General features: G+C 38.5%; 27 protein-coding genes and 1 riboswitch. Of the genes, 18 read left to right on the top strand and 9 right to left on the bottom strand.

The features are described from left to right. Window positions 1-90: 90 nt before the first annotated feature. The 7 genes from AC1DEF_RS12425 (at window position 91) to AC1DEF_RS12395 (ending at window position 7,366) form a co-directional block, all read left to right on the top strand. On the top strand, window positions 91-1,101 hold the full coding sequence (locus tag AC1DEF_RS12425; RefSeq protein ID WP_097825180.1) for a LacI family DNA-binding transcriptional regulator: 1,011 nt from the start codon (window positions 91-93) through the stop codon (window positions 1,099-1,101). A gap of 102 nt (window positions 1,102-1,203) precedes the next feature. Next, entirely contained in the window at window positions 1,204-1,839 is a 636-nt protein-coding gene (gene hxlA / locus AC1DEF_RS12420; RefSeq protein WP_477727404.1) for a 3-hexulose-6-phosphate synthase, read from the top strand. Next, window positions 1,839-2,387, top strand: a complete 549-nt coding sequence (hxlB, locus tag AC1DEF_RS12415) for a 6-phospho-3-hexuloisomerase (protein WP_097825179.1) — start codon at window positions 1,839-1,841, stop codon at window positions 2,385-2,387. Before hxlA ends, hxlB begins: the two co-directional genes overlap by 1 nt. 313 nt (window positions 2,388-2,700) lie before the next feature. After that, on the top strand, window positions 2,701-3,672 hold the full coding sequence (locus AC1DEF_RS12410) for a DHH family phosphoesterase (RefSeq protein WP_097825178.1): 972 nt from the start codon (window positions 2,701-2,703) through the stop codon (window positions 3,670-3,672). 21 nt (window positions 3,673-3,693) lie between these two features. Beyond that, on the top strand, window positions 3,694-4,443 hold the full coding sequence (locus AC1DEF_RS12405; RefSeq protein ID WP_097825177.1) for an SDR family oxidoreductase: 750 nt from the start codon (window positions 3,694-3,696) through the stop codon (window positions 4,441-4,443). A 277-nt stretch (window positions 4,444-4,720) separates the two neighbouring features. Further along, a complete protein-coding gene (locus AC1DEF_RS12400; protein WP_050689790.1) occupies window positions 4,721-5,368 on the top strand; it encodes a nitroreductase family protein in 648 nt (215 codons plus the stop codon). A gap of 426 nt (window positions 5,369-5,794) precedes the next feature. Further along, window positions 5,795-7,366: an APC family permease gene (locus tag AC1DEF_RS12395; RefSeq protein WP_013057634.1), complete on the top strand. Its 1,572-nt coding sequence runs from the start codon at window positions 5,795-5,797 to the stop codon at window positions 7,364-7,366. A gap of 66 nt (window positions 7,367-7,432) precedes the next feature. Here AC1DEF_RS12395 and AC1DEF_RS12390 read toward each other — a convergent pair whose 3' ends face one another. Further along, entirely contained in the window at window positions 7,433-7,996 is a 564-nt protein-coding gene (locus AC1DEF_RS12390) for a YdcF family protein (protein WP_097825176.1), read from the bottom strand. A gap of 147 nt (window positions 7,997-8,143) precedes the next feature. Next, window positions 8,144-8,323, top strand: a riboswitch (cobalamin riboswitch). 92 nt (window positions 8,324-8,415) lie between these two features. Here AC1DEF_RS12390 and AC1DEF_RS12385 point away from each other — a divergent pair. The 3 genes from AC1DEF_RS12385 to AC1DEF_RS12375 all read left to right on the top strand — a co-directional run bounded on the left by AC1DEF_RS12385 (window position 8,416) and on the right by AC1DEF_RS12375 (window position 12,486). Continuing rightward, on the top strand, window positions 8,416-9,942 hold the full coding sequence (locus AC1DEF_RS12385; RefSeq protein WP_043981541.1) for a cobyric acid synthase: 1,527 nt from the start codon (window positions 8,416-8,418) through the stop codon (window positions 9,940-9,942). Between the two features lie 205 nt (window positions 9,943-10,147). Next, entirely contained in the window at window positions 10,148-11,206 is a 1,059-nt protein-coding gene (locus tag AC1DEF_RS12380) for a FecCD family ABC transporter permease (protein WP_043981542.1), read from the top strand. After that, a complete protein-coding gene (locus tag AC1DEF_RS12375) occupies window positions 11,203-12,486 on the top strand; it encodes an ABC transporter ATP-binding protein (protein WP_097825175.1) in 1,284 nt (427 codons plus the stop codon). The genes AC1DEF_RS12380 and AC1DEF_RS12375 overlap by 4 nt, the downstream gene beginning before the upstream one ends. Before the next feature lie 17 nt (window positions 12,487-12,503). On the opposite strand, the gene AC1DEF_RS12370 is transcribed toward AC1DEF_RS12375, so the two are convergent. From AC1DEF_RS12370 to AC1DEF_RS12340, 7 genes are all read right to left on the bottom strand, one after another. Further along, complete coding sequence (locus AC1DEF_RS12370; protein WP_097825174.1) at window positions 12,504-13,325, bottom strand: hypothetical protein; 822 nt, start codon at window positions 13,323-13,325, stop codon at window positions 12,504-12,506. Between the two features lie 44 nt (window positions 13,326-13,369). Next, window positions 13,370-13,795 (bottom strand): Hsp20/alpha crystallin family protein, encoded by a 426-nt coding sequence (locus tag AC1DEF_RS12365; RefSeq protein WP_028409089.1) that lies wholly within the window; start codon window positions 13,793-13,795, stop codon window positions 13,370-13,372. 89 nt (window positions 13,796-13,884) lie between these two features. Next, window positions 13,885-14,388, bottom strand: coding sequence for an Hsp20/alpha crystallin family protein (locus AC1DEF_RS12360; RefSeq protein WP_013057627.1), 504 nt, complete (start codon window positions 14,386-14,388; stop codon window positions 13,885-13,887). 51 nt (window positions 14,389-14,439) lie between these two features. After that, the gene (locus AC1DEF_RS12355; protein WP_013057626.1) at window positions 14,440-14,682 is read right to left on the bottom strand and encodes a spore germination protein; all 243 of its coding nucleotides are present in this window, start codon (window positions 14,680-14,682) and stop codon (window positions 14,440-14,442) included. Between the two features lie 107 nt (window positions 14,683-14,789). After that, entirely contained in the window at window positions 14,790-15,032 is a 243-nt protein-coding gene (locus AC1DEF_RS12350; RefSeq protein WP_013057625.1) for a spore germination protein, read from the bottom strand. Window positions 15,033-15,175: 143 nt separating this feature from the next. Further along, window positions 15,176-15,955 (bottom strand): STAS domain-containing protein, encoded by a 780-nt coding sequence (locus AC1DEF_RS12345; RefSeq protein ID WP_097825173.1) that lies wholly within the window; start codon window positions 15,953-15,955, stop codon window positions 15,176-15,178. Between the two features lie 183 nt (window positions 15,956-16,138). Next, complete coding sequence (locus AC1DEF_RS12340; RefSeq protein ID WP_097825172.1) at window positions 16,139-17,344, bottom strand: TcaA 3rd/4th domain-containing protein; 1,206 nt, start codon at window positions 17,342-17,344, stop codon at window positions 16,139-16,141. Window positions 17,345-17,542: 198 nt separating this feature from the next. Between AC1DEF_RS12340 and AC1DEF_RS12335 the strand changes: the two genes are divergently transcribed. From AC1DEF_RS12335 to AC1DEF_RS12320, 4 genes are all read left to right on the top strand, one after another. After that, window positions 17,543-18,688: an acyl-CoA dehydrogenase family protein gene (locus tag AC1DEF_RS12335; RefSeq protein ID WP_097825171.1), complete on the top strand. Its 1,146-nt coding sequence runs from the start codon at window positions 17,543-17,545 to the stop codon at window positions 18,686-18,688. A 90-nt stretch (window positions 18,689-18,778) separates the two neighbouring features. Further along, window positions 18,779-19,333: a GrpB family protein gene (locus AC1DEF_RS12330; protein WP_097825170.1), complete on the top strand. Its 555-nt coding sequence runs from the start codon at window positions 18,779-18,781 to the stop codon at window positions 19,331-19,333. A 15-nt stretch (window positions 19,334-19,348) separates the two neighbouring features. Continuing rightward, window positions 19,349-20,281: an alpha/beta hydrolase gene (locus AC1DEF_RS12325; protein ID WP_043981547.1), complete on the top strand. Its 933-nt coding sequence runs from the start codon at window positions 19,349-19,351 to the stop codon at window positions 20,279-20,281. Between the two features lie 129 nt (window positions 20,282-20,410). Further along, a complete protein-coding gene (locus AC1DEF_RS12320; protein ID WP_097825169.1) occupies window positions 20,411-20,656 on the top strand; it encodes a hypothetical protein in 246 nt (81 codons plus the stop codon). On the opposite strand, the gene AC1DEF_RS12315 is transcribed toward AC1DEF_RS12320, so the two are convergent. Continuing rightward, on the bottom strand, window positions 20,615-20,767 hold the full coding sequence (locus AC1DEF_RS12315; RefSeq protein ID WP_097825168.1) for a YflJ family protein: 153 nt from the start codon (window positions 20,765-20,767) through the stop codon (window positions 20,615-20,617). The genes AC1DEF_RS12320 and AC1DEF_RS12315 overlap by 42 nt on opposite strands. A gap of 149 nt (window positions 20,768-20,916) precedes the next feature. Between AC1DEF_RS12315 and AC1DEF_RS12310 the strand changes: the two genes are divergently transcribed. From AC1DEF_RS12310 to AC1DEF_RS12295, 4 genes are all read left to right on the top strand, one after another. Then, entirely contained in the window at window positions 20,917-21,780 is an 864-nt protein-coding gene (locus tag AC1DEF_RS12310; RefSeq protein ID WP_097825167.1) for an alpha/beta fold hydrolase, read from the top strand. Window positions 21,781-21,915: 135 nt separating this feature from the next. Further along, a complete protein-coding gene (locus AC1DEF_RS12305; RefSeq protein ID WP_176521349.1) occupies window positions 21,916-22,071 on the top strand; it encodes a hypothetical protein in 156 nt (51 codons plus the stop codon). A 431-nt stretch (window positions 22,072-22,502) separates the two neighbouring features. Further along, complete coding sequence (locus tag AC1DEF_RS12300; RefSeq protein ID WP_014459522.1) at window positions 22,503-23,846, top strand: hypothetical protein; 1,344 nt, start codon at window positions 22,503-22,505, stop codon at window positions 23,844-23,846. 106 nt (window positions 23,847-23,952) lie between these two features. Beyond that, window positions 23,953-24,915 carry a class F sortase gene (locus AC1DEF_RS12295; RefSeq protein ID WP_097825166.1) on the top strand — a complete coding sequence of 321 codons (963 nt, stop codon included), beginning with the start codon at window positions 23,953-23,955 and terminating at the stop codon, window positions 24,913-24,915. The last annotated feature ends 64 nt before the right edge of the window (window positions 24,916-24,979 follow it).

Raw genomic sequence — 24,979 nt, 5'->3', positions numbered from 1 at the left:
TTCTGCTAGCAAGAAGGCTTTTCCTTTTTCGTTTTTTTCGTTTACACTAGGAGTAGCATAATTTTAGGGATTGAATGAAAAGGACGGATTATGATGCAAAAAGTTACTATGCTGGACGTTGCAAAAGCAGCAAATGTCTCCAAAAGCACCGTATCACAATACATTAACAAACGGTATGAATATATGGGCGAAGAAACACGAAAGAAAATTAAAGAAGCGATTGATACACTCGGCTATCAGCCCAATTATCTAGCAAGGAGCTTAAAACAAAAGCGAACGTCAATGATTGGGATTATTGTTGCGAATATTATGCACAGATTTTCTACTGAAGTCATTCGTGCAATTGAAGACTATTGCCATTCACAAGATATACATGCCATCATCTGTAACGCAGATGATGACCCTGATAAAGAAAAGAAATATATTAATATGTTAAAAGCAAAGCAAGTAGATGGCCTTATTTTATTTCCAACGGGAGCCAATACTTCTCTTTATGAGCAGATGATCAAAGAAGAATATCCGGTTGTTATTATGGATCGCAAAATTCATGATGTAAAAGGAAAAATTCCATCCGTAGTGGCGAACAACCAAGAAGCCACAAAACAGGCTATTTTGCATCTCCTCGAGCTTGGACATAAGCATATAGCGATTATTACAGAACCATTAACTATTACACCCCGGATTGAACGTGTAGAAGGGTACAAAGAAGCGTTAACATCAGCCAATATGCCTGTAAATGAATCCATGATTATCAACTGCAAAAAAGCGGACATGCAAAAAGCGCTTGAGAAGCTATTTGCAGCAGATAATTCGCCGACAGCGCTGCTTGCTGGAAACGATTTAGTATTCATTGAAGTGCAGAAATTTATTAAACAACACGGATTTAATATCCCAAATGATTTATCTTTAATTGTTTATGATAATATTCCTTACGCAGATGTAGCAACGCCTGCTGTTACGACGATTTCGCAGCCAGCTTTTGATATGGGAACAAAAGCAGCAGATTTACTTATTAAACAAATTTTAAAAGAAAAGATAGCTTATGAAGAGTACCAGTATGAGTGTGAATTAATTATTCGAGAAACAACTTTGTCGCATTAAACTAAAAAGAGCGCCTATGGCGTGCTCTTTTTAGCTCATCAAAATATTGGTTTTTTTTACGCAGTTACTAAACCGGTTTAGTAGAAAGTGAGGAGAAAAAATATGAAGATACAATTAGCATTAGATCGTGTCACAATTGAAGAAGCTATTATCCTTGCCAAGCTGGCAGAACCCTCTGTTGATTGGATTGAAGTAGGTACATCTCTTATAAAAGAGTATGGAATTGAAAGCATTTATAAAATCAAACAGGCATTTCCGCACAAGACGATTGTAGCAGATATCAAAACGATTGATAACGCAGAGTATGAGTTTACAATGTGCTATCAAGCAGGTGCAGATATAGCAACAGTCATGGGTGTATCACCTTTACCTACGATAGATACTTGCGCAAATGTCAGCGAAAAATGGAATAAAAAAATGATGGTTGATTTATTAAACACGTCAAGCAGCTCGCAAAAGCAAGTGGGTATTTATAGAAACGCTATTTTTTGCCATCATATCAGCAAAGACGAGCAAGAAAAAGAAGGAAAATCACTGAGTCAAATAAATTTGCGGCAATATTTTCATTCAGATGCCCAAATAGCAGTAGCAGGAGGAATTAATCCAACCTCAGCAGCATCATTACTTCAAATGAAGGCGGACGTCGCGATTATTGGATCAGTGATTACAAAAAGTGCGGATGTGGCAAAAGCATCTGCTGAATTTCAAAACTTATTTATGAGCAGGGGGAACGTATAATGACAAAAGCACAAACGATTTTAGACGAAATTACGGCCGTAATGAATCACATAAAAGAACCGCAAATAGAAGAAGTAGCGTTTTCACTTTACCAAGCAAAACGAATTTTTGTTATAGGCGAAGGCCGCTCTGGGTTAATGGGAAAATCGTTTGCGATGAGACTGATGCATTTAGGTGCGACAGTATATGTTGTAGGGGAGACCATTACTCCTTCGATTGCAGCAGGTGACGTGTTGGTGGCTGTATCTGGTTCAGGAAAAACACAGCAAGTGGTGAGTGTAGCTAAAAAAGCCAAAGAAGTAGGATGTTCAGTTATCGGCATTTCAGCTAGTACAGAATCACCGTTAACTGCTCATACTGATGAGCTGCTGCACATTCCCGCTGCAACCAAATACCGAAGCGAAAATGAAGCAGCTTCCATTCAGCCACTTGGCTCGTTATTTGATCAATGTGCTCACGTTGTATTTGATACCATTTGTTTAGAATACGGGAATTTGAATCACACGGATCATGAACAGGCATTTAAGCAGCACAGCAATTTAGAATAAGAGGAAAGAGGCTAGAACAAAAGTAGGTTATTTAAAAGAAAATCCGAACGATGAATCGAGATTCTTCATAAAGAATCACATTCGTTCGGATTTTTTCATTGGTATTGATGAGCGTAGGTTTCATGTGTGTAGTTGCTTCTAGCTGTTGATTGAATCGATGTAGTTATGTCTCACTCTCTTTTGATACAGGTAAGTCGAAGTCTGAACGTTGACTTCACTTCAAAGTAAATAACAGCATTTTTATGCTGAAATTGCTATAATATACAAGCCGGTACATATACTAAGGCGACTGAAAATAAAGGAGTTTTGATTAATGACAAAAATAAAATTAATTTCACATAACGATTTAGACGGGGTAAGTCCAGCACTATTGGGTCGGTTAGCGTTTGGCGATGATAACTTTGATTACAGCACGGTAAGCATTGGCCGCATCAATGACACAGTGACACATTTTATTGAAGAAGAAAACGATGGAGACACAGCTTTATACATAACGGATATTAGCGTAAATGAGGAAGTAGCGGAAAAATTAAATGAGCTGGTAAAAAAAGGCCAGAAAATCACTCTTATTGACCATCATATCTCTGCTCTTCCACTAGCTAAGAAATACGATTGGGTTCATGTTATTGCAGAAGACGAAAACGGTAAAAAGACGGCAGCTACATCTCTTTTCTACGACTACTTAGTGCGCAACAACATGCTCCAAAAAACGGCGTTGCTTGATGAGTACGTAGAACTTGTGCGCTTATTTGATACGTGGGACTGGTTCCATGAAAATAACTTGAAAGCAAAGCGTCTTAATCACCTATATTATCTAATCCCGCATGAAGAATTTAAAGAAACCATTCTAGAAACGCTTCGTGAATCATACCATACTGAAAATCAAGAATTTACGTTTACGGACAAACACGAAATTTTACTAGAAGCAGAAGAAAAAAAGATTGAAAAATACATTTATGATAAACAAAAACAAATCATAAAAGAAAGGGTTGAAATTGATAACACAGCGTACAACGCAGGGATTGTATTCGCAGATACATATCAGTCTGAGCTAGGAAATGCACTGTGTCTAGAAAACGAAGATATCGACTTTTCCGTTATGGTGGACATGGGACGCCAAAAGATTGGGTTCCGTGCAGTAAAAGACGAAATCAACTTAGCAGAAATTGTTGGGCATCTTGGAGGAGGAGGTCACCCAAAAGCTTCTGGATGCAAGTTAACGGCTGAAACGTTTGCTCTTTTCGTCACGGATCACTTGTTTAAAGACGAAGAAAAAAGTGAATAAAGCGTATAAGGAGGAGATGATATGTCGTTTAAAGATTTAGTTGTTGTTGTCACCGGAGCTGCGAACGGAATAGGTAAAGATGTATCCCGCGCATACGCGAAACAAGGAGCAAAAGTGGTATTGGCAGATGTGGACGAAACTGAAGGAGAGCGTCACGCAGAAGCTATTCAAAGACAAGGCGGAGAAGCCATTTTTGTGAAAACAGACGTCCGAAAAGAAGGCGACATTTTAAATCTCGTTGAAAAAACGGTCAGTACGTATGAAACGATACATATTTTGATTAATAATGCAGGCGTTTCCCGCTGGAAATCACCGTATGAGCTAACCATTGATGAATGGGATGACATTATCAGTACGAACCTGCGCAGCGTGTTTCTATGCTCTCGCGAAGCAGCTAAGGTGATGAGAAAAAACGAAAGCGGAGGCTCCATTGTAAACTTAGCTTCTACGAGAGCTACAATGTCTGAACCTCACACAGAAGCCTATGCGGCTACAAAAGGAGGAATCGTTGCTTTAACTCATGCACTTGCCATTTCAATTGGTGATGACAACATCACAGTAAATGCTATTTCTCCAGGATGGATTGAGACATCTGACTACGATGGCCTTCGTGAAATCGATCATACGCAGCATCCGTCTAATCGGGTGGGAACGCCAGCCGATATCTCAAGAGCGTGTATGTATTTAACAAACGTTGAAAATGATTTTGTAACAGGAGCTAACCTCGTAGTAGACGGGGGAATGACGCGAAAGATGATTTATGAACATTAAGCATTAAGCATCTACGAAAAAAGTCTGCCGTATTTAGCAGTCTTTTTTCATATAATCATGAAAAGAAAAAGATAATAATTTTTTCTTGACAGAACAAAATAATCATTGTAAAGTAAGTTACATAAAGTAATTAAATTTCAATTAATATTTTTTTAGTTTAATATCTCGAATTAGAGATATAAGAATTCATTATATCTTGTTTATCTCCTTTTGTCAGGGGGAAGGGTATAAACATGCAATTTAAGCTTAAAAAAACAAACAATTAGGAGTGTGGAAAATGGGTTTTTTAGATAAATTATTTGATAAATCAAGTGATCAACAACAGGTTGGAAAAGATTTTTATGAAGCAATTAAAAACCGACGTTCTATTTATGCAATTGATAAAAATGTAAAAATATCAGAAGAAAAAATTGAAGAAATTATCAACTTTGCGGTGAAACATACTCCTTCAGCATTTAATTCCCAAAGCGCACGCGTAGTCGTTTTATTTGGCGAACAGCATGATAAAGTATGGGATATTACGAGAGAAACGCTTCGTAAAATTGTTCCAGCTGAAAATTTTTCAGATACGGATCAAAAAATGAACTTATTCGGAAGCGGCTATGGAACAGTTCTTTTCTTTGAAGATCAAGAAGTAGTGGAAGGGCTCCAAAAGCAGTTCGCATCTTACAGCGAAAATTTCCCGGTTTGGTCTAACCAATCATCAGGCATGCTGCAGCATGTGATTTGGACAGCGCTTGAGCTCGAAGGCCTAGGAGCAACATTACAGCATTACAATCCATTGATTGACGATGAAGTAAAAGCAGCTTGGAATATTCCAAGCTCATGGAAATTAATTGCCCAAATGCCATTTGGTAATCCTGTATCACCTGCGGGAGAAAAAGAATTTCAACCGCTAACTGAACGTGTAAAAGTATTTAAATAAGCAAAATAAGAGGTACGGACAAAATTATTTTAGTTGAAGCAAAATCCGAACGATGAATCGTTCGGATTTTTTCATTGGTACGGCAAGCGTAGTTGTTGCGTATGTAGCTGCTTCTAGCGGTTGATTTCGTTATGTCTCAGCCTCTTTTTTTTTAACAAATAGTTTGAATATTCTTTTATGTTTAACCTAAGAAAAATGCGGTTAAATAGGAGGAGTAGTCCTCAAATCTTCTGTGGAATTTATGCGCTATACATAAGCAATTCAACGATGTTTTACAAAAAAATAAAGTTTTTAACTTGGTTTTTTAGAGAATATTTGTTAACATATCCACTTGTGAGGTCTTAGTAAGAGGAGGATGATGTAAAGAATCCCATATCGGACGCAAGGGCGTAGATATGTGGAGTGGGAATTTTAAAGGAGGATTTTATGTCTGATCAAGGAAATCAAGGAAAATTTAAAAAATCAATATCGTTACTTGACCTAACGTTAATTGGGATGGGAGCTATTTTTGGTTCCGCCTGGTTATTTGCGGTTAGTAACGTAGCGTCAAAGGCTGGTCCGGCCGGAAGTTTTTCGTGGCTGATTGGCGGAGTCATTATTTTACTTATCGGTTTAGTGTATGCTGAACTTGGAGCAGCGCTGCCGCGTACCGGTGGAATTATCCGTTATCCGGTTTACTCACATGGTCATTTAGTGGGTTACTTAATTTCATTCATTACCATTATTGCTTACACAAGTTTGATTGCCATCGAGGTAACGGCTGTACGTCAGTATGTTGCGTTTTGGCTTCCTGGTCTAACTAAACATGGTTCTGAATCGCCTACTACAATCGGCTGGTTATTTCAGTTCGCGTTATTAACACTATTTTTTATCATTAACTACGTAAGTGTAAAAGCATTTGCTAAGTCAAATGTCATTATATCTGTGTTCAAATATGCGGTTCCTCTTACAATTATCGTCGTGTTGGCTTATCACTTTAAATCAGCTAACTTTACAACTGGCGATTTTGCTCCGTTTGGTTTTAATGGTATCCAAGCAGCCATTTCAACAGGTGGCGTTATGTTTGCTTACCTAGGACTTCACCCTATTGTTTCTGTAGCCAGTGAAGTTAAAAACCCGCAGCGTAATATTCCAATCGCGCTCATTATCTGTATTGTACTTTCAGCGATTATTTACACAGCACTGCAAGTATTGTTCATTGGTAACATCCCGGCTGATATGCTATCAGGAGGATGGGGAACAATTCAAGAGCAATTCTCTTTACCATTTAAAGATATTGCACTTATTTTAGGCCTTGGCTGGTTAGTAACGCTTGTTATTTTTGATGCTATTTTATCACCAGGCGGTAACGGGAACATCTTCATGAATACAACTTCTCGTTTAGTTTATGCGTGGTCTCGTAATGGAACATTATTTAAACGTTTCTCAAAAGTAGATAAGAAAACAGGAATTCCACGTGCGTCACTATGGCTATCATTTGGAATGTCCGTATTCTGGACACTGCCATTTCCTTCTTGGGAAGCGCTAGTAAACGTATGTTCAGTGGCACTTATTCTGTCTTATGCGATTGCGCCAATTTCAGCTGCTGCATTCAGAGTAAATGCAAAAGACCTTAAAAAACCTTTTAAATTAAAAGGCATGAGCGTTATTGCTCCTGTTTCATTTATTTTCTGTTCATACATCGTATATTGGTCAGGGTGGACGACAATTTCTTGGCTGCTAGGATCACAGCTTCTAATGGTTGTTATCTACGTAGCGTTTAAGAAATACGTACCAACTGACGTTGTAAAATTTGCACAGCAGCTTAAATCTGCTTGGTGGCTAGTTGCTTATTATATTATTATGCTTGTTATCTCTTATCTAGGTTCATTTGGTGGAGGACAAGGTGTGCTAAGCAACCCGCTTGACTTAATTTTAATTGCCCTTGTTTCACTTGGTATTTTCTACTGGGCGAAATACACAGGTTTACCAAAAGCAGTTATCGATACAGATGATTAATAAAAAACACGGCATGAATTCATGCCGTGTTTTTTATTTGTAGAGCTACTTACTCTATTTATTTATTTATTTATCAAACAGCCATGTTTTTAAAATAGCAGCATACTCACGAAAGTAGGCTTGAAGTTTAATTGAATTTGGTGTTTTTGCACCTAAAGGATAAACGTCAAAGCCTTGACGTTTGGCAATAATAGAGGCGCGAAATAAATGAAAATCACTGCTAACAAGCACGACTTTTTTGTGTTGAATATCAACTTTCTGTTTAGTAAAAGTAAAATTCTCAAAAGTAGAAGTTGACTGATTTTCTTTTATAATTCGATTCTTCTTAATTCCTTCTTTCCGCAGAAAACGATAGGCTGCCTCTGCTTCAGAAATTTCTTCATCGGATCCTTTTCCACCCGTTACGATAACTTTTGTTTGTTGATTGGCTTGTAAATAAGATAAGGCCGTCTTTACTCGTTCTTTTAAACTAGGAGACATTTGGTCACCATCTACTTTAGAACCTAAAACGAGCACATAATCTGCGTTTTGTGGAACAGGCTTGTGAGCAGTTTGATACATACAAAAAGATATGATTGCTATATAAAGAACAAACACGCTGATAAAGACATAAATGATTTTTTTCTTCAACTGTGAGCACCTTCCTAGCTATTCCATAAGATGTTTGGAAAATAATTGTTATTATAGCATACGAGACCCAAATAAGTATAAACACAGTAATATATAATAATAGAAGAAAATCGTTATTGTGAATGGTTATAAAATTCGTTACAATAAAGAATAAATGATTTTAAAAGTGCCTCTAAGGAGGATAATAGGGAAATCGGTGTAAATCCGGTGCAGCCCCCGCTACTGTAAATGTGGATGAACCTGCAAAGACCCACTAGTCAAGCTAGGAAGGGTGCAGAAGTAAAATGAAGCATAAGCCAGGAGACCTGCTTTTAAAAACCCCTTATTTTTCGGTGGGAGAAATAAGTCAAGACAATGTGTTAATGAGCGCATGACCAAACCTTGACTTCTACAGTTAAGGTTTTTTTATGTGGTAGGGAGTGGAAAAAGTGAAAAAAGGAAAACCGCTTATGATTCAAGGAACGCACTCAGACGCTGGAAAAAGCATGATTGCTACAGCATTTTGCCGTATTTTTAAAGAAGACGGCTATCAAACTGCACCGTTTAAATCGCAAAATATGGCGCTTAATTCATACATTACAATGGATGGAAAAGAAATTGGCAGAGCGCAAGGAATTCAAGCAGAAGCGGCTGGAGTAGAAGCAACAACCAATATGAACCCTATTTTAATTAAACCAACTCGTGATCATGAATCTCAAATAGTTGTTCACGGAAAACCGCTACGTAATATGTTTGCTTTTCAGTATCGGCAAGAATTTTTTAATGAAGGTTTGAACGTTATCACGGAAGCTTATAAAGAGCTTGCCAATCATTATGATCGAATTGTGATTGAAGGCGCTGGAAGTCCTGCCGAAGTCAATTTGAACGATCGGGAACTCGTAAATATGCGTGTTGCAAAAATAGCAGAAGCGCCTGTTGTGTTAGTAGGAGATATTGATAAAGGTGGCGTTTTCGCGAGCCTAGTCGGTACTCTTCAATTGCTTCCAGATGAACACAAGTCTAGAGTTATCGGGGTGTTAATTAATAAATTCCGAGGAGATTTAGAACTTTTAAAACCAGGGTTGAAGTGGTTTGAAGAATACACGGGTGTTCCGGTTCTAGGAGTTATTCCTTATATGAACAACGTGGAAATTGACGCGGAAGATTCGTTATCACTCAGAAATTACTCAACGCTTGTGAATCCGTTAAAAGAAATTGATATTGCGGTTATCTCGTACCCGCGCATCTCAAATTTTACAGACATCGATCCTTTAAGCTTAGAAGAAGACTGTCACGTGAGGCTTGTAACCAAGCCGTCGCAATTAGGTACGCCTGATTTAATTGTTTTGCCAGGAAGCAAAAATACGATTGAAGATGCTCAGTTTTTACAAGAAAGCGGCCTGGATCTAGCCATTAATCAAGTCTTGAACACAACGAACGTTCACGTCATTGGCATCTGCGGAGGATATCAAATGCTAGGGGAGACAATTACAGACCCTGATGCAGTAGAATCTCGGATTGAGTCCATTAAAGGGCTGGGCTTGCTTCCAGTGGAAACGGTTATGACAACCAGCAAAAAAACAGAAAGAGTTTCTGGGTATGTCCAGTTAGAAAATGAAAGAGTTTCGATTGAAGGCTACGAAATTCATATGGGAAAGACGGTTTCTAAGAGCACCACGAAAGCTTTTGCAGTGGTAGAGCATGAAAAAGAAGGAACGGTTAAAGACAATGTCATTGGCACGTATGTTCATGATGTGTTTCATAACGATTCTTTGCGCAGAGCTTTGCTTAATCAAATTCGTAAACATAAAAAATTGCCGCCTATTACGGACACATTCAACAGTCGCCTGCAAAAAGAGGAGTCTTTTTCAAAAGCAGCAGCATATGTGAGAGAAGCCGTAGATATGGAAAAGCTGTATCAGTTAATAGACAACTATAAAAGTCCGGAGCAAACACAAAAAGTATAGCTTGTAGAGGCTTTCGCTTGTTTTTTTACCAAGAACTTTAGTACGCTATTCTACGTTGCCCAGTTCAACAGTCTAGCACTCGTAACAAATAAAAGATGATTGTTTCCAACTTAATGCATGGTGGAAGCATGGTTTATGGACAGGAAAATGAATGGTTAATGTAATATAAAACATCACGCCTCGTTTCCTAGAGGAGCTGAACGTATTGATTTTTAAACGTATTTTTTTTAACAAAGCATCTATTTTATACATAGTCAGTTTATTTATTGTATGTACTTCGATAATTATGGGCGTATTTATTGGTACAGTTTCGTTAACCGTAGGAGATACAATCAAAATTATTATTGGCCACCTTACCGGGCTATCCTTATATCACGGTCCAGAAAACATGGATTTAATCATTTGGCAAATTCGTTTTCCAAGAGTACTGGTGGCATTTTTAGTAGGAGCTTCACTTTCAATAGCAGGGGCTGCCTTTCAAGGGCTATTAAGAAACTCGCTTGCCGATCCTTATACGATTGGGGTTTCCTCAGGTGCAACCCTTGGCTCTGTCATGGCAATTTATTTTCATTGGAGTATTTTTGGTTTGTCTATCTTCACGCTGCCTGTAGTCGGCATTGTATCTGGTTTTATTACTCTTCTTTTAGTTTTTGGTATTACGAAACTCGCAAGCGGCAATTTGGCCAATGAAACCATCATCTTAGCGGGGATTATTTTATCATCCTTTATGAGCGCGCTTATTTCATTAATTGTGGCTCTTTCTCCCGAAGAAGATGTAAGGCAGGTTTTATATTGGCTAATGGGAAGCGTATCAATGAGAGGATGGTCTCATATTCAAATTTTAGGGCCGTTCTTTTTGATCGGTACAATTATGCTGTTGTTACATGTAAAAGAGCTGAACGGCTTAGCATTTGGCGATCAATCCGCTCAGTTTATGGGAATAGACGTAAAGAAGAAAAAAAGAATGATTTTAATAGGTGCATCCGTATTAACAGGGGCTGCGGTATCAGTATCTGGGGCAATTGGATTTGTTGGCTTAGTTATCCCCCACGTAGTTCGTCTCGTAGCGGGAGCTAATCATAAGCATGTACTGCCGCTTTCTATTTTAATTGGAGGAAGTTATTTGGTTTTAGCAGATTTATTGGCACGAACGATATTAGAACCTCGTGAACTGCCGATTGGAGTCGTAACTGCCTTAATTGGTTCGCCGATTTTTACCCTGCTCCTTGTAAAAGAACGTATGCGGAAAAGAGGAATATCATGATTGAACTATATAATGTGACAGGAGGATACGATAAGCAGCAGCCGACCGTTCGTGACATCACGTTCACCGTAGACAAAGGTTCTTTTGTCGCTTTACTAGGACCAAATGGAAGCGGGAAAACAACGCTTATTCGCTTAATTATGAATGTATTAACCATTCAATCAGGAGAAGTGAAGGTGGAAGGAAAGTCAGTGAAGGCTTATTCACCAAAACAACTGGCGCAAAAAGTTGCAGTCATGACGCAAGAAAATCAAATTGGGCTAGAATTTACGGTTCAAGAAATTGTTTCACTTGGACGTTACCCTTATCAGGCAAAAGGATTGTTTAGCACTGTATCAGCACAGGATGAAGAAGTGGTGGAAAGCGTGATGAAATTAACAAACGTCTGGCACTATAGAAATCATACTTTTCAATCGCTAAGCGGTGGAGAAAAACAGCGGGTTTTACTGGCTAAAGCACTAGCGCAAGAACCTGACTACTTACTTCTTGATGAACCAACGAATCACTTAGATGTAAAACATACAATGGAACTGCTTCAGCTGTTAAAAACTTTACAGCAGGAAATGAGCTTGACGGTCCTAGCCATTTTGCATGATCTCAACATTGCCTCGCTGTTTGCAGATAATGCCGTGTTACTGAAAGATGGAAGAGTAGAAGAAACGGGGATGGATGCCATTTTTCAGGATGCAGCTACGTTAAAAAGAGTATATGGCGTTGATTTGCATGTATTTCACCATCCTGCTGTGAATAAGCGACAAATTGCTTTTGTGCCGCCGTATCAATATCCAGAGACGGACTTCCATGAGTTGTATAAGTTGCAAAAGGAACCGGGCAAGCTATGTTTATCCTTTGTTCGTCCTTTGAGAACTCTTTCGCTGGGTTCCAATGAAACAGGTCTAGACTGGTGTCAAGAAATTGTTCAACAGCAAAGCAGTGCTAACGCGGCGTGGAAATCTGCGTCTTTATCTAGTTATGAAGTTCGCTTAAAAGACGATAAAGGTTACTCGTGGCTGGCTGTGCTGACACATAGACAAAAAGAAAACGAAGTAAATATTGTTCTACTAACAAATGCGCCGTTTTCGGACGGGAACTTACTTCATGCTGCGATGAAGGTAATTGAGTACCGGGCTTTCTTAGGAAAAACAGGACGTATTGTTGTAGCATCATCTCATCATAAAGAAGAAAATCAAGAAGAAATTTCAGAGTTATTGATGGAACGCCTCCAAAAAGAATTACAACTATTTATGGAAACAAAAATGACCGATAATTGCTTTAAATAAGCAGTAGCGGTCATTTTTTATTCTTCGGAGTGATCATCAGATTTTTCTGTTTCACCTCCTGAACTCATCGTTGTTTCAGTTGTATGTTCATCAATCTTTTTTTCTTTTAGCTTAACAGAAAACAAGTCTTTGACTTCTTCATCTACTTGATCAGAGTCAGCGCTGTAAGTAGTGCCGATGTTTAAGTGACCGGTCAAATCTTTAATGCCTAGCTGGCCGAAATTATTACTAAGATCAATTTTGTCTAACAATACTTTTTCGACTATGATTTTTTCAACAACAATGGACTGCTTTGGCTGAGTTACTTCATCAATCTTTTTGTCAAGAGTTTTCACCATCTCATATAAGGCTGTATTAGACGATTCTTCCTTTAACGCAGAGAGCTGTTTTTGAATAGCTTCGAAATTAGGAGCTGACTGCATAGCCGAGAGTAAATGAGCTGTTTGCTCGTGCAGTTGAGACAGTGATTGAATAAGGTGAGCTGATTCATTTAATTGCTGATGAAGCTCTTCTATTTTAGGGATCGCGTCGGTTAAACGCGTCACTTGATCAATAATTCCCTGCAGGTTCAGCGCTGAATCTATCGAAAGAGCAGGCTTTGTGGATTCAGCTTCAGCAGAGGTCTTAGGCTCCATTTGGCTAGGCAACTTCTTTGGCTGTTGAGGGGTTTTTTTTAGATTAGACTGTTTTTTAGCTTTCATCTTTTCCGGTAATTCTTTCCGCTTTTGATTAGAACGTTGGTCTATGGGACCTGCTTTTTTTTGAGTTGGAAGGGAAGACGGGTTTATTTTACGGACTGTTTCAATTTTAGGCGATTGTTTAAACCACTTAGAAAACATGAAATTCCCTGCCTTTCATGCTACGTATAGTTCTGCACAATAAATTACAAATCAAATTTCACATGCAAAAGACCATCTTTAAATGATGCGTGACACGGCGCTTCCCCTACACCAGGCGGAAGGATGATTGATCGTTGAAACGTTCCTTCACGTCTTTCTTTGTGAAGAACATTTGCATCCTTCACGGTTAAAAGAGATGAACCGGATATGTGTAAAGTATTTTCATGCATGGTTAATTCGACGTCTGTTCGTTTAGCACCGGGTATTTCAATTACAACTAACAGTTGATTTGCCCATTCATATACATCAATTAAAGGATAATCTCGGTACTCATTTACAATTTGAGGAGAAGCATCTGCTTCCGTATCATTCTTTTCTTCATGATCATCATCAAAAATCTTTTCCCAAAATTTCGTATGGTTTTCTTCTTGTAACGTTTCTGCCCACTTTTTAAATTTTCCGTGATTCATATTTGTCACCTTCTTTAAAAAAATAAAACAAGGCCTTTTGCAGCTTTCTATTTTATATGTATGCATGAAAACAGAAAAAAACGTCCACTTTAATCTAAATCGTGGACGTCTATTTGAGACATAGGAATATTAACATGTTTAGGCATCCGGATTTCCAACACTCCGGAACGATAGATGGCGCGTGTGCCTTTTTTACGAACCGAACAAGGAAGCTGAATTTCTTCTTTGAAGGATTCTTCTCCATCTATTCCTTCAATCGTACACACATATGGCGTATGATAGACTTTAATGCTTGATACAATATCGCGGTTAGGGATTTTTAGCTGCACAATGCATTCATCTAATGTATTGATGACGTTTGAATCAAATCTTCTTGGCTTTTGTCCATGACCTTCAGTTCCCATATCCTGCTGTTCTTTCATCATGTCTTGGGCTTGCTTAAAGAATTCATTTCCTTGCATAAAATCCGGAAAAGAATGGGACATGGTAGAAGAAATCATTTGCTGAATATACTTATTCATGTCTTTAGATGCCATTCCTTTTGGGATATTTTCCATCATTCCTTTAAAAGGAGACTTTCCAAATGGAAACATATTTACACACCTCCTTGTAATGTGCCAAGTAAAACGACAAAATTGTTAAAGCTAAATTTGATTTCCAATTGGAGCTGAAGGGTTTGCAATTTGATCTTGATCACTTACATCAGGATCTAACACGCCCGTATTCATTTGAGAGCAAGTAGGAGAGAAGTTACCTAAAGAGAAATTCGCTCCGTTAAACTTGGAGTTCGCCGTGTGACTGTTTTGAATCGTGGAACCAAAATCAATATTTGCGTTTTGCGTGACACCGTTTGTTACGATATTAAAAACGTTAATTTGAAGAGGCATAAAGAGACTCCTTACTGTTTTTATTCATTCTACTCCAACGGTCTATTGCGTTCAGAGAGAATGTATTCACCGTTTGTCGTCATGCTGTTGACAAGCATTGCCCTATATCACTGCTGATAACCATTGACATGATCAACGTTTGCAATATCTGTTTGGTCATTTGTATCAGGATCGATATAAATGTTTCGCATTTTCGAGGAAGCAGGTGAGACATCGCCATAAGAAGAGTTCGTACCAGTGGATTTTGAATGAGCCGTGTGACTGTTATGGAGTGCTTCGCCAATGTTGACAGAACCGTTGCTTGAGATACTGTTGATCTTTAAATTATAAATGTTAATAACACTTGGCATACGCTCTCACCCTTTTCTATGGTTGATTAATGTATCCTATGATGATAAGTGCCTAAACGTTCACAATTCCTCATAACTAAAATCGCCTTTTCCGATTGAAGGAAAAAGCGATTGAGAGAGGATTACTTAATGATATGATGGGCTTATGAAATGGGTGCAATACGATAATTCTTTTTTTCTAAAATGTAAGAGATGCTTTGTTGGACAGTGGAAAATGTTCGCCAATTAAACTGAAAATCTACAAGCGAAAGAGCCATTTTTGAAGAAAGACCAACAATAAGGCAAGTGGTACCAATCAAACGCAAAGCATCGTGAAGCGTGTTAATATAATAACCGTGTTCTTCATCTAACGAATGAAGGGAAGATAAATCAATAAGCAAATAGCGCGCCTGTTCTTTTACAACTGCCTCCAATACCGTTTCAGTTAGCTTCTTACCACGTTCTATATCCATCTTACCGGTAATGGGCACAGCTAAAACCTCGTCCCATATTTTTAATAAAGGTGTGGACAAATCCTCAATTAACCGTTCTTTTTCAAGCTCTGCTTCGGCTTGATCTGTAAAGTCTAATAGCATAAGCAAGTAGCCATAACGCTCGCCGTCTTTTGTATCAATAGGGTGAATCACAGCTTCTGCTACGTATTGACTGCCAATCGTTATACGCGTTCGGTAGGTTGTATGAAGAGAGGTGAGTAATTTTTCCGCTTCTTCAGAATTGGAATGAAAGAAGTCCATATGCTTTCCAATTAACTCTTCGATATGAGATAACTGGTAGATTGGGAGTACTGGCTGGAGTGTTTCAATTGCTCTTGCATTCATCCACTGCACACGATAGTCTTTATCTGCAATGATCATGGTTTCTTGAATATTTTCTAAAATCAAATGGCCATTAAGCTTTTGTGGAAGTCGTCCAATTCCATTCATTCTCCATCTCTCCTTATGTGTGTATTAAGTTTATGTACATCTACTTTATATTTTACAGTGAAAAGAATAAAGAAGGCTATAAGAAATTTATTAACGTGTATAGGGATTATGGTATGTAAAAAAACGTTGGAGTAAGCACTCGATTCAATTAAAAACCTCCCCTGTGCAAAAGGGGAGTGCACCTTACTCATATGATTTAATAAAATCAACGTTGTATTTTTCAACGCTTGATAAGTAGGAATCTCTAAATGATGAATCAGGCGTATACCATGACTTTTCATAAAAATAGGCTTGAAGATCTTTCGATTTAAATACATACCCATGTCGCGCATAGATTTCATTTCGAGCTAGCCTTAGTTCACTCGAGCTCAAACTGCTAATATCACTATAGCTTAATTTGTAAGAATCCGAACCAGCAAGAATATAAGAGCTTGAAGTAGCATAAGAGCGCGGCCCAGGCACGATCACTTCTCGTTCTTTTATGACGGTTTTTTCCTTTTCGACGGGCGGCGTTTGTATATTTAACATAATACTTTCTTCACTTTGAATAGTGTAGGGACTGCTTTTGAACGTTGTGCCGTCTTTTTGCACTTCTGCATGAACAGTGACGCTTCCATCCGTGGCAACAGGCCCTATTTGTGATGAGCTATTCACCTGCAGTCCCGTGCTTTTTCCATTTACGAATAAAATAGCGTCATCTCTATTCGATGAGATTGTAACGTAAGCCCCTTCAAATACCACAGATATATTTTCTTCTTTTTGCCGGTGAAAATTTACAGTGGTTTGGTCTGTAAGTTTTCCATAAGAGCTTTCATAAGAAGCCGTAAGCGGGTAATTCCCAATCATAAAAGGCCCTATTTTTTGCGTTTGATTCTTGGATATCGATTGTTTTGTATCATTGACTGTAACTGTTGTATCCTCTGGCGTGGTGAGGGAGATATAATATGATGACGGCACAACCACGTACTGTTTTTTGAAGAGTAGTGAATGTTTCTGTTCTTTTATTGTAAAGTAGATACTCGATTTATTTTTTAAATCAGTTTCAACGTCTCGTAAAATAGAACCATCGGAAGTTGCGTCTAACAGAGCTTGAATAGATGTGTCATTAATAACTATAGTAGACTGCGAAGAGTCTAATAACTCTCTTAACACAGCTGTATCTTTCGATTCTAATGCCTCAATAAAGCGGTCAGCCGTCTTTTCTTCTGAGCCAGCGAAAAAGAAATAAAATACAAAAGTTAAAAGAAGGATAAGCGCAATACCCCCGCCAATATACCAGCTCTTTTTATGCTTAGCTGCAGCTGGGGACACGGTGAAAGAAAAGCCGCAGTTATTGCAAAATAATTGGTCTGTGCTTGCACTGGCCCCGCATTTTGGACATTGATTCATTCACACCATTCCTTTCTTTTTATTCCATTAAATGTATGGGATGCGTAGGTAAAACAGACCATTAAATTGGAAAAAGAATAGATTCAACAAGAAAGATAAACACACCAAACATGCACAGAAAAGGCGAGGTATGCTATGATAAGAACTATATATTAATCCGATAGGGACACTCTGTCATATAAAAAGGAGATGAAGCAAATGAGTGTTTCATTTGTAAATAAAAATCAAGAGTCTACGTATGAAAAATTGCAGCCTCTAGTCGAAAAATTTAAGAAACGAGCTTTTAAAATAGATGAAGAAGGTACGTTTCCCTTTGAAAATATTCAAGAGTTAAAAGAAGCGGGCTATACACGTCTTTCTCTCGAAAGCAAATATGGCGGAGATGAATTACGCCTTTATGATTTTTTATTATTTCAAGAATTAATTGCTCAAGGAGATGCTTCTACGGCTCTTAGTATTGGATGGCATATGGGGATTACAATGGACTTGCGTGAAAAAAAGCCTTGGAATCAGCAAATTCTCGATTTTATTTTTAAAGAAATAGAAAAAGGTGCACTTATTAACACCGCTGCTACTGAACCGAAGACGGGAAGTCCTACTCGAGGAGGAAAACCGGAAACGACAGCCGTAAAAACAAAAGAAGGCTGGCGAATCAATGGCCGAAAAACATTCACTACGATGTCTCCAGTGTTAAATTACTTTTTGGTAAAAGCAAGCATTGAAGGTGAAGAAGAGATCGGCTTGTTTTTAATTCCTCGTGAAACAAGCGGACTTTCAATAGAAGAAACATGGGATATGATTGCAATGCGCGGGACAGGAAGTCATGATCTTGTGCTAGAAAACGTCGATATTAAACACGACTTTCTTGTTGAACGCCTCAGTGGTTTTAAAAAGAATGAGCCAAGCGGTTGGCTGCTTCATATACCAGCTTGCTACATGGGTACAGCCATCGCAGCAAGAGATTATGCTGTCGCATTTGCTGCAGAATATTCGCCTAATAGTATTGAAGGAACGATTAGCGAGCTGCCAAATGTGCAGCGTTTAGTAGGAGAGATGGAACTTGAACTTATGCAGGCGCGTCACTTTATGTACAGCGTGGCAAGTAAATGGGATGAAACCGGCGACCGATCAGCATTAGCGGGAGAGTTAGCAGCTGTCAAACACGTAGTGACCAATAGTGCCTGTACGGTTGTCGACAAAGCAATGCGCATAGTGGGGGCGAGAAGCTTGCAGCGCAGTAATCCGCTGCAGCGCTATTATAGAGACGTACGTGCTGGGCTTCACAACCCTCCAATGGATGATATGACGATTATTAATTTAGCGAAGCAGGCGTTTGCTAGATAAAACTTAATAACATGTTAAATGATGAAAAACTGCTTATTATAGGCTATTCTATAATAAGCAGTTTTTTCGTTGCAAGAGGAGGAATTGAAGATGAAGTCCGTAAGAGAAATTCAGCTGACACCCTATAATATCGCGTGGGAAAAGGAATTTTCAAAAGAAGCTGCCACCTTAACAACTATAATTTCAGCTCAAGTTTTAGAGGTTCATCATATCGGAAGCACTGCTGTTCCCGGCCTAAGCGCAAAACCGATTATTGATTTACTTATTGAAGTGAAAGATATAAAGAAAGTAGATACATATAATCAGAGGATGGAACAGCTTGGTTACGAAGCGAAAGGTGAAAACGGCATAAAAGGAAGACGATACTTCCAAAAAGGCGGAAATCAAAGAACGCACCATGTTCATATTTATGAAAAAGGTCATCCAGAAATTAATCGGCATATATGGTTTCGAGATTATCTGCGAACTCACCCTGATACAGCAAAAGAATACGAAACGTTGAAAATAGAACTAGCGCATCGCTATCGCTTTGAACCAGAAAAATATGTGGAAAATAAAACGAATTTTATTCATAAAATAGACGTGCTAGCTTTAAAATGGAGAAAGGGAAGCAGCAATAGGAATAGGAAAGATGATCTTAGATAAAAAGGAGGAACGAGCTTGACTCCAGTTCTAAATCGACAGCCAAATACAGGAAAAAAGAAAAAAACAATATGGATCAGCCTGATATCCTTTGTTATTCTTTGTTTTGTACTTTGTACGGCAATTTCTCTTTATGTAGGCATAAGCCTGACAAAACTAGATAAAAATCCTGCTGTGAAAAATCCTGGTGATTACGGCATGCACTATAGCAATCAAGTATTTTTGAGCAAAGACGGAATAACCCATTTAAAAGGATGGATGATTGAACCAACGGAACAGCCAAAAGCGACCATTATTATGTCACATGGATACGGAAATAACCGTGAAGCACAAGGAGCTGGCTTTCTACCGCTGAGTAAGGAATTTGTAAAAGCGGGATATCGAGTAGTCATGTTTGACTTTAGAGATTCAGGAGACTCAGAAGGAGATCAAACGACGATTGGTGTAAAAGAACAGCTCGATTTATTAGGCGTTATTCAGAAAATGAAAGAAACAACAAAAGAGCCAATTGTGCTCTACGGCATTTCAATGGGAGCAGCTACTTCTTTATTAGCAGCTTCTCAAGAGGACGACGTAAAAGCGGTGGTAGCCGATAGTCCTTTTAGTGATTTAACCTCTTATTTAAAAGAAAATCTATCTGTATGGTCTCATTTACCAAACTTTCCGTTTACACCGCTAACAATTGCTATTCTTCCTGTTATTGCAGATGCAAATCCTGCTGAAGCTAGTCCTATAAAAGCAGTCGAGCATATTTACCCTCGACCAATTTTATTTATACACAGCACAGGAGATACAAAAATTCCTTACACTGAAAGTGAAAAAATGGCTAAAACGCACCCGGATGCTTTTCACTTCTGGAAAACTGATAAAGCAGAACACGTGCAAAATTATCATGTATACAAAAAAGAATATGTAAAGCGCGTATTATCTTTTATTGAGCAATCGCTTTAAAAAAAAGAGGCTGGGACAAAAATATTTTAGACGAAATGTAAAACGAACCATTGATCAAGACTTTTGATCAGTGGTTCGTTTTTTTGTTGGGACAAACGTAGATTTCATGTGTGTAAATCTTTCTAGCAGTTGATTGGAGGGCAAGACGAAGACTCCTGCGGGAAAAGCGGAACAGGTGAGACCCCGCAGCGAAAGCGACGAGGAGGCTCAACGGCCGCCCGCGGAAAGCGAAGCCTTGCACGGAAATCAACTGCGGTGTCTCAAGCAGTTCAGCTCATATATCCCATTTGTTCATCTTTAGATGGGATTCATTCCGTGATGTCTCAACCTCTTTTAGCCGTTGATTTTACCTTGTTCTATAAGCTCAGCATATAAATTACGAAGAATGTAGGTTTTATAACTTTCTAGCTTTCTTCCATCAATTTTAGAGATATTGGCCGCTTTTAACTGCTGAACAAACCAGCCCTTGGAATACATATGAGCCATCGTTAACCACTCCTTTAAAAAGGTGCACTCTAAATAATTAACTATATTCATAAAAGGAAATAAAAAGAAGTGAACGAAGCAAATGAATTGACGTTCATTTTTTACAACGTTATACTGCTCTACAGCTACATAAAAGGAGGAAATGAAAAATGAGTGAACAGTATATAAACGTAAATGGCGTTAAACTGCACTACATAAGCAAGGGACAAGGAGATCTTATGCTATTTCTTCATGGGTTTCCTGACTTTTCGCATATTTGGCGACACCAGATAGATGAATTTTCTAATGATTTTCACACAGTTGCTTTGGATTTAAGAGGATATAATCTATCTGAAAAGCCAAGCGGACTGGAATCATACGAAATTGATGTGCTAGTAGAAGATATCCGCCAAGTGATTGAAGGTTTAGGATATAGCTCCTGCACGCTAGTTGTACACGACTGGGGAGCAGGAATCGGCTGGACATTTGCTTATCGCTACCCTGAATATGTACAAAAATTAATTGCTTTTAACGGTCCGCACCCTTATACATTTATGCGTGAGCTTAGAACAAATAAAAATCAGCAAAAAGCAAGTGAATATATGAAATGGTTTCAAAAACAAGAAGCACAGGACTATATGGAACGAGATAATTTCTCAGGTTTGCGTAAGCTTGTGATCGACCCAGGTGTAAAAAAAGGATATCTAACAGCTGATGATGTTCAAGCATACATGAACTCTTGGGAAAATGGATCTGTGCTGTCCATGCTAAGTTATTACCGCAACTTAAAGATTTTCACAGAAGAAGACCTTCAAAGAAAATCTTTGTTTCCGTTAGAAGAAGAAGTGTTACACATCCCGGTACAAATTATTTGGGGAAATCAAGATCCTACTTTTATGCCTGAAAACTTAGATGGTATTGAAGAATATGTACCAAACATATCTGTTCACCGATTAGCTGAAGCATCTCATGCTCCTCAGCATGAAAAGCCACAAGAAGTCAACGACGTGATGTGGAATTTTTTAAATAAGTAAAGATAAAAAGAGGCTCAGACAAAAGTAGTTTAGTTGAAAGAAGATCCGAACGATGAATTGAGATTCTTGATGGAGAATCCAACTCGTTCGGATTTTTTATTGCGCAGGTTTCATGTATATAGTGGCTTCTAGCTGTTGATTGGAGAGAAAAGCAGAAGGGAGGAGGCGCAGGAGCGTAAGCGACGAAAAGGCTCAGCGGCTGCCTGCAGAAAGCGAAGTCTTGAACGGAAATCAACAGCGGTGTTAAAAGTGATTCATACTAACTCATTTATCCCATTTGTTCGTCTTTAAATTGAATATATCTTGTTCTGTCTCAATTTCTTTTTCTGTTAAATTTAAAATATTTATTCAAAAAGTGATCCAAATGAAGAAGGTGCTCGTTAGGTAAGTAGAAAAGGAAGGAATTCTTAAGAAAAGGCGCTTAAAAACTTTTTTCAAAAAAAGTGATCTAGCTGAAGAAGGCGTTCGTTAGATAAGTAGAAAGGGAAGGCATTCTTCACGAAGATGACATTAAAAAAATTTTAAAAAAGAGTGATCCAACATCACTCAGCGATCGTTTAGTAAATAGAAAGAGAATACTTCCTAAAAAGGATCATTAAATGCGAGGGAACATGAAAGTTTAATATATAGAATATTCAAAATTTTCAATCCATTTAATGGTTTAAGATGTAGTAAGAATGAAAAAAGTGGCGTACATCAACTAAAAATGAGGAGAGTGGAAAATGATGAAATTAAGTAAAAAATTAATGATCCCTGTACTAGGAGCTTCACTATTGATGCCGACTATTGCAAATGCAGAGGAAGCAAAACCAACGGCAGTAACAAAAGCTTCAGATCTACGAGCGAACTTAGACTACCTATTATCTGAACACTTTACGCTTGCCGTTGCCGCTATGACAACAGCCTATGACGGTTCTAAAGATGCTGACGCTGCGTTCAAGGCATTGGATCAAAACGCCGTCGACATGGAGCCAGCCATTGCTTCTATCTATGGTGATAAAGGAGCGGCTGAATTTGAACGAATTTTCAGAGAACACAACAATTACACAGATGATTTTGTAAAAGCAACAAAAGAAAACGACAAAGAAGCCATGGCGGAAGTAGATAAAGAAGTAGATCAATTCGTGAATGAATTTGCTAAGTTTCTAAGCACTGCTACGGAAGGTAAACTACCTGAAGATGCTGCAAAAGAAGCGCTTCGTGTGCACGAAGATCAAGTAAAAGAAACGTTTGAAGATTATGTAGAAGGTGACTATGAGGCAGCCGCGAAGACATACCGCGAAGGATATCAGCAAATGTTTGCAATTAGTAAAGCGTTATCAAATGCAATCGTAACGCAAATGCCCGATAAATTCGACAATACAAAAGTAGATACACCAGCAGCAGATTTACGTTCTTCATTAAACAGCTTAGCAGCAGAACATTTTGCTTTAGCAACAATGGGAATGGAAAAAGGGTTTAACGGTTCAAAAGATTACGATTATGTTAGCTGGTTAGAAAATGCCAACACAGCAGATTTTAAAGCTGCAATCGGCTCAGTATATGGGGATGAAGGAGCTGCACAATTCGAAAAAATTTGGCAAGGAGATCACATCAATGCCCAAGCTGAATTAGTAAGTGCACAAGTAAAAGGCGATGAAGCAGGAGAAAAAGCTGCAAAAGATAAGCTCCATAAATTCGCGCAAGAATTTGGTACATTCTTAGGAACAGCAACAGATGGAAACCTTCCAACTGCAGACGCACAGGCAGCTATAAAAGCACATGAAGATACGGTTATTAAAACATTTGAGCAATATGCATCCGGTGACTACGCTGGAAGTTATGATACGTATCGTGAAGGGTATAAATTAATGTTTGGTGTTGGCCAAGCTTTAGGTGAAGCAATCGTAAAACAAAACCCCGATAAGTTTGCTGAAACAGCTATGCCAACAGATATGCCGAAAACAGGTATGGGCGGGGCATCTGAATCAACGATGAACCCACTAACAGCGATCTATATTGCACTAGGTTCGTTAGCTGTGTTAACAGCTGGAGTGATTTTACGCAAGAAACCAGTAAGCAAATAATATTTTTCTCCTTTTCCTTATGATTTACAAGTCAAGAGTCCTGAAAAAAAGAAGAGAGGTTGTTCTCTCTTCTTTTTTATAAACAGCTGTGAAATGAGGTGACGATGTGAAAAAAGCGATTGTTCTCGCCTACTGTATATTAAGTTTAGTCCTCCTTGTTAGCGGGGGACTATATTTTAAAGAACAAATGGTAGAAGCAAAAGAAACAAAGCAACAGGCTGCAGCTAAACACAAAGAAAAAGAAGCACAATCAAAGGAGCTAAAAAGCCGGGTAACGCTTGAAGAAGAATTTGCTGTACTAAAAAAGCATAAAACAGAAGCCAAACAGTTAAACAAAGAATTTAAAGGAATCATCCCTGAAAAAGTGTCCATTCCTGCTGTTCATGTGGAGGCTTCAATTGAACAAGTAGGAGTATTAGACAGCGGTGAAATGGCAGCTCCATCTACAGAAAATGGAGTTGCTTGGTTTGAACCAGGAGCTAAACCTGGCGTAAAAGGAAATGCTGTATTAGCAGGACACGTAGACAGTAAAACCGGACCTGCCGTCTTTTACAACCTAAAAAACTTAAAAAAAGACGATGAAATTACCGTCAGAGATGCACAGGGGACCACGCTTACTTTTGTTGTTAAACGTATAAAAAACTATCCGCGAGATAAGGCACCTCTAAACGAAATTTTTGGGTACAGCAACAAACGTAATTTAAATTTAATTACCTGCACAGGCACGTTTGACCGTGCGGAAGGAACCCATCAAGAGAGGTTAGTTGTCTATACAGAACTAAAAGCTGACCAAGCAAAAGAATTGGAGCGTGAAGCAAATGCACCACAACCTCCTACACATGTAAAGATGAGCGGTGATTTGCTTACGTGGTACGCGGTACGAGAAGGTAATATTATCGGCTATCGCATTTATAAAAAGAATCCAGGCGGAACATTTGTCCATATTGGCAGCGTTTCGGAATTTGAGCGAAAAAGCTTTGCTGACTCCGACGCATCTCAAGCTCGTTACTATGTAACAGCTGTTAATGAGTCAGGAAAAGAGTCCGCTCCGTCTAGTATAGCGAAATAACAAAAAGCTCTCTTCAAACGGAGAGCTTTTTGTTATTTTTGATTGTCGATTAAAAAGATATCTT

This window comes from Priestia sp. 10L35 (assembly GCF_056395685.1).
This window is presented reverse-complemented; position numbering and strand designations above follow the sequence as displayed.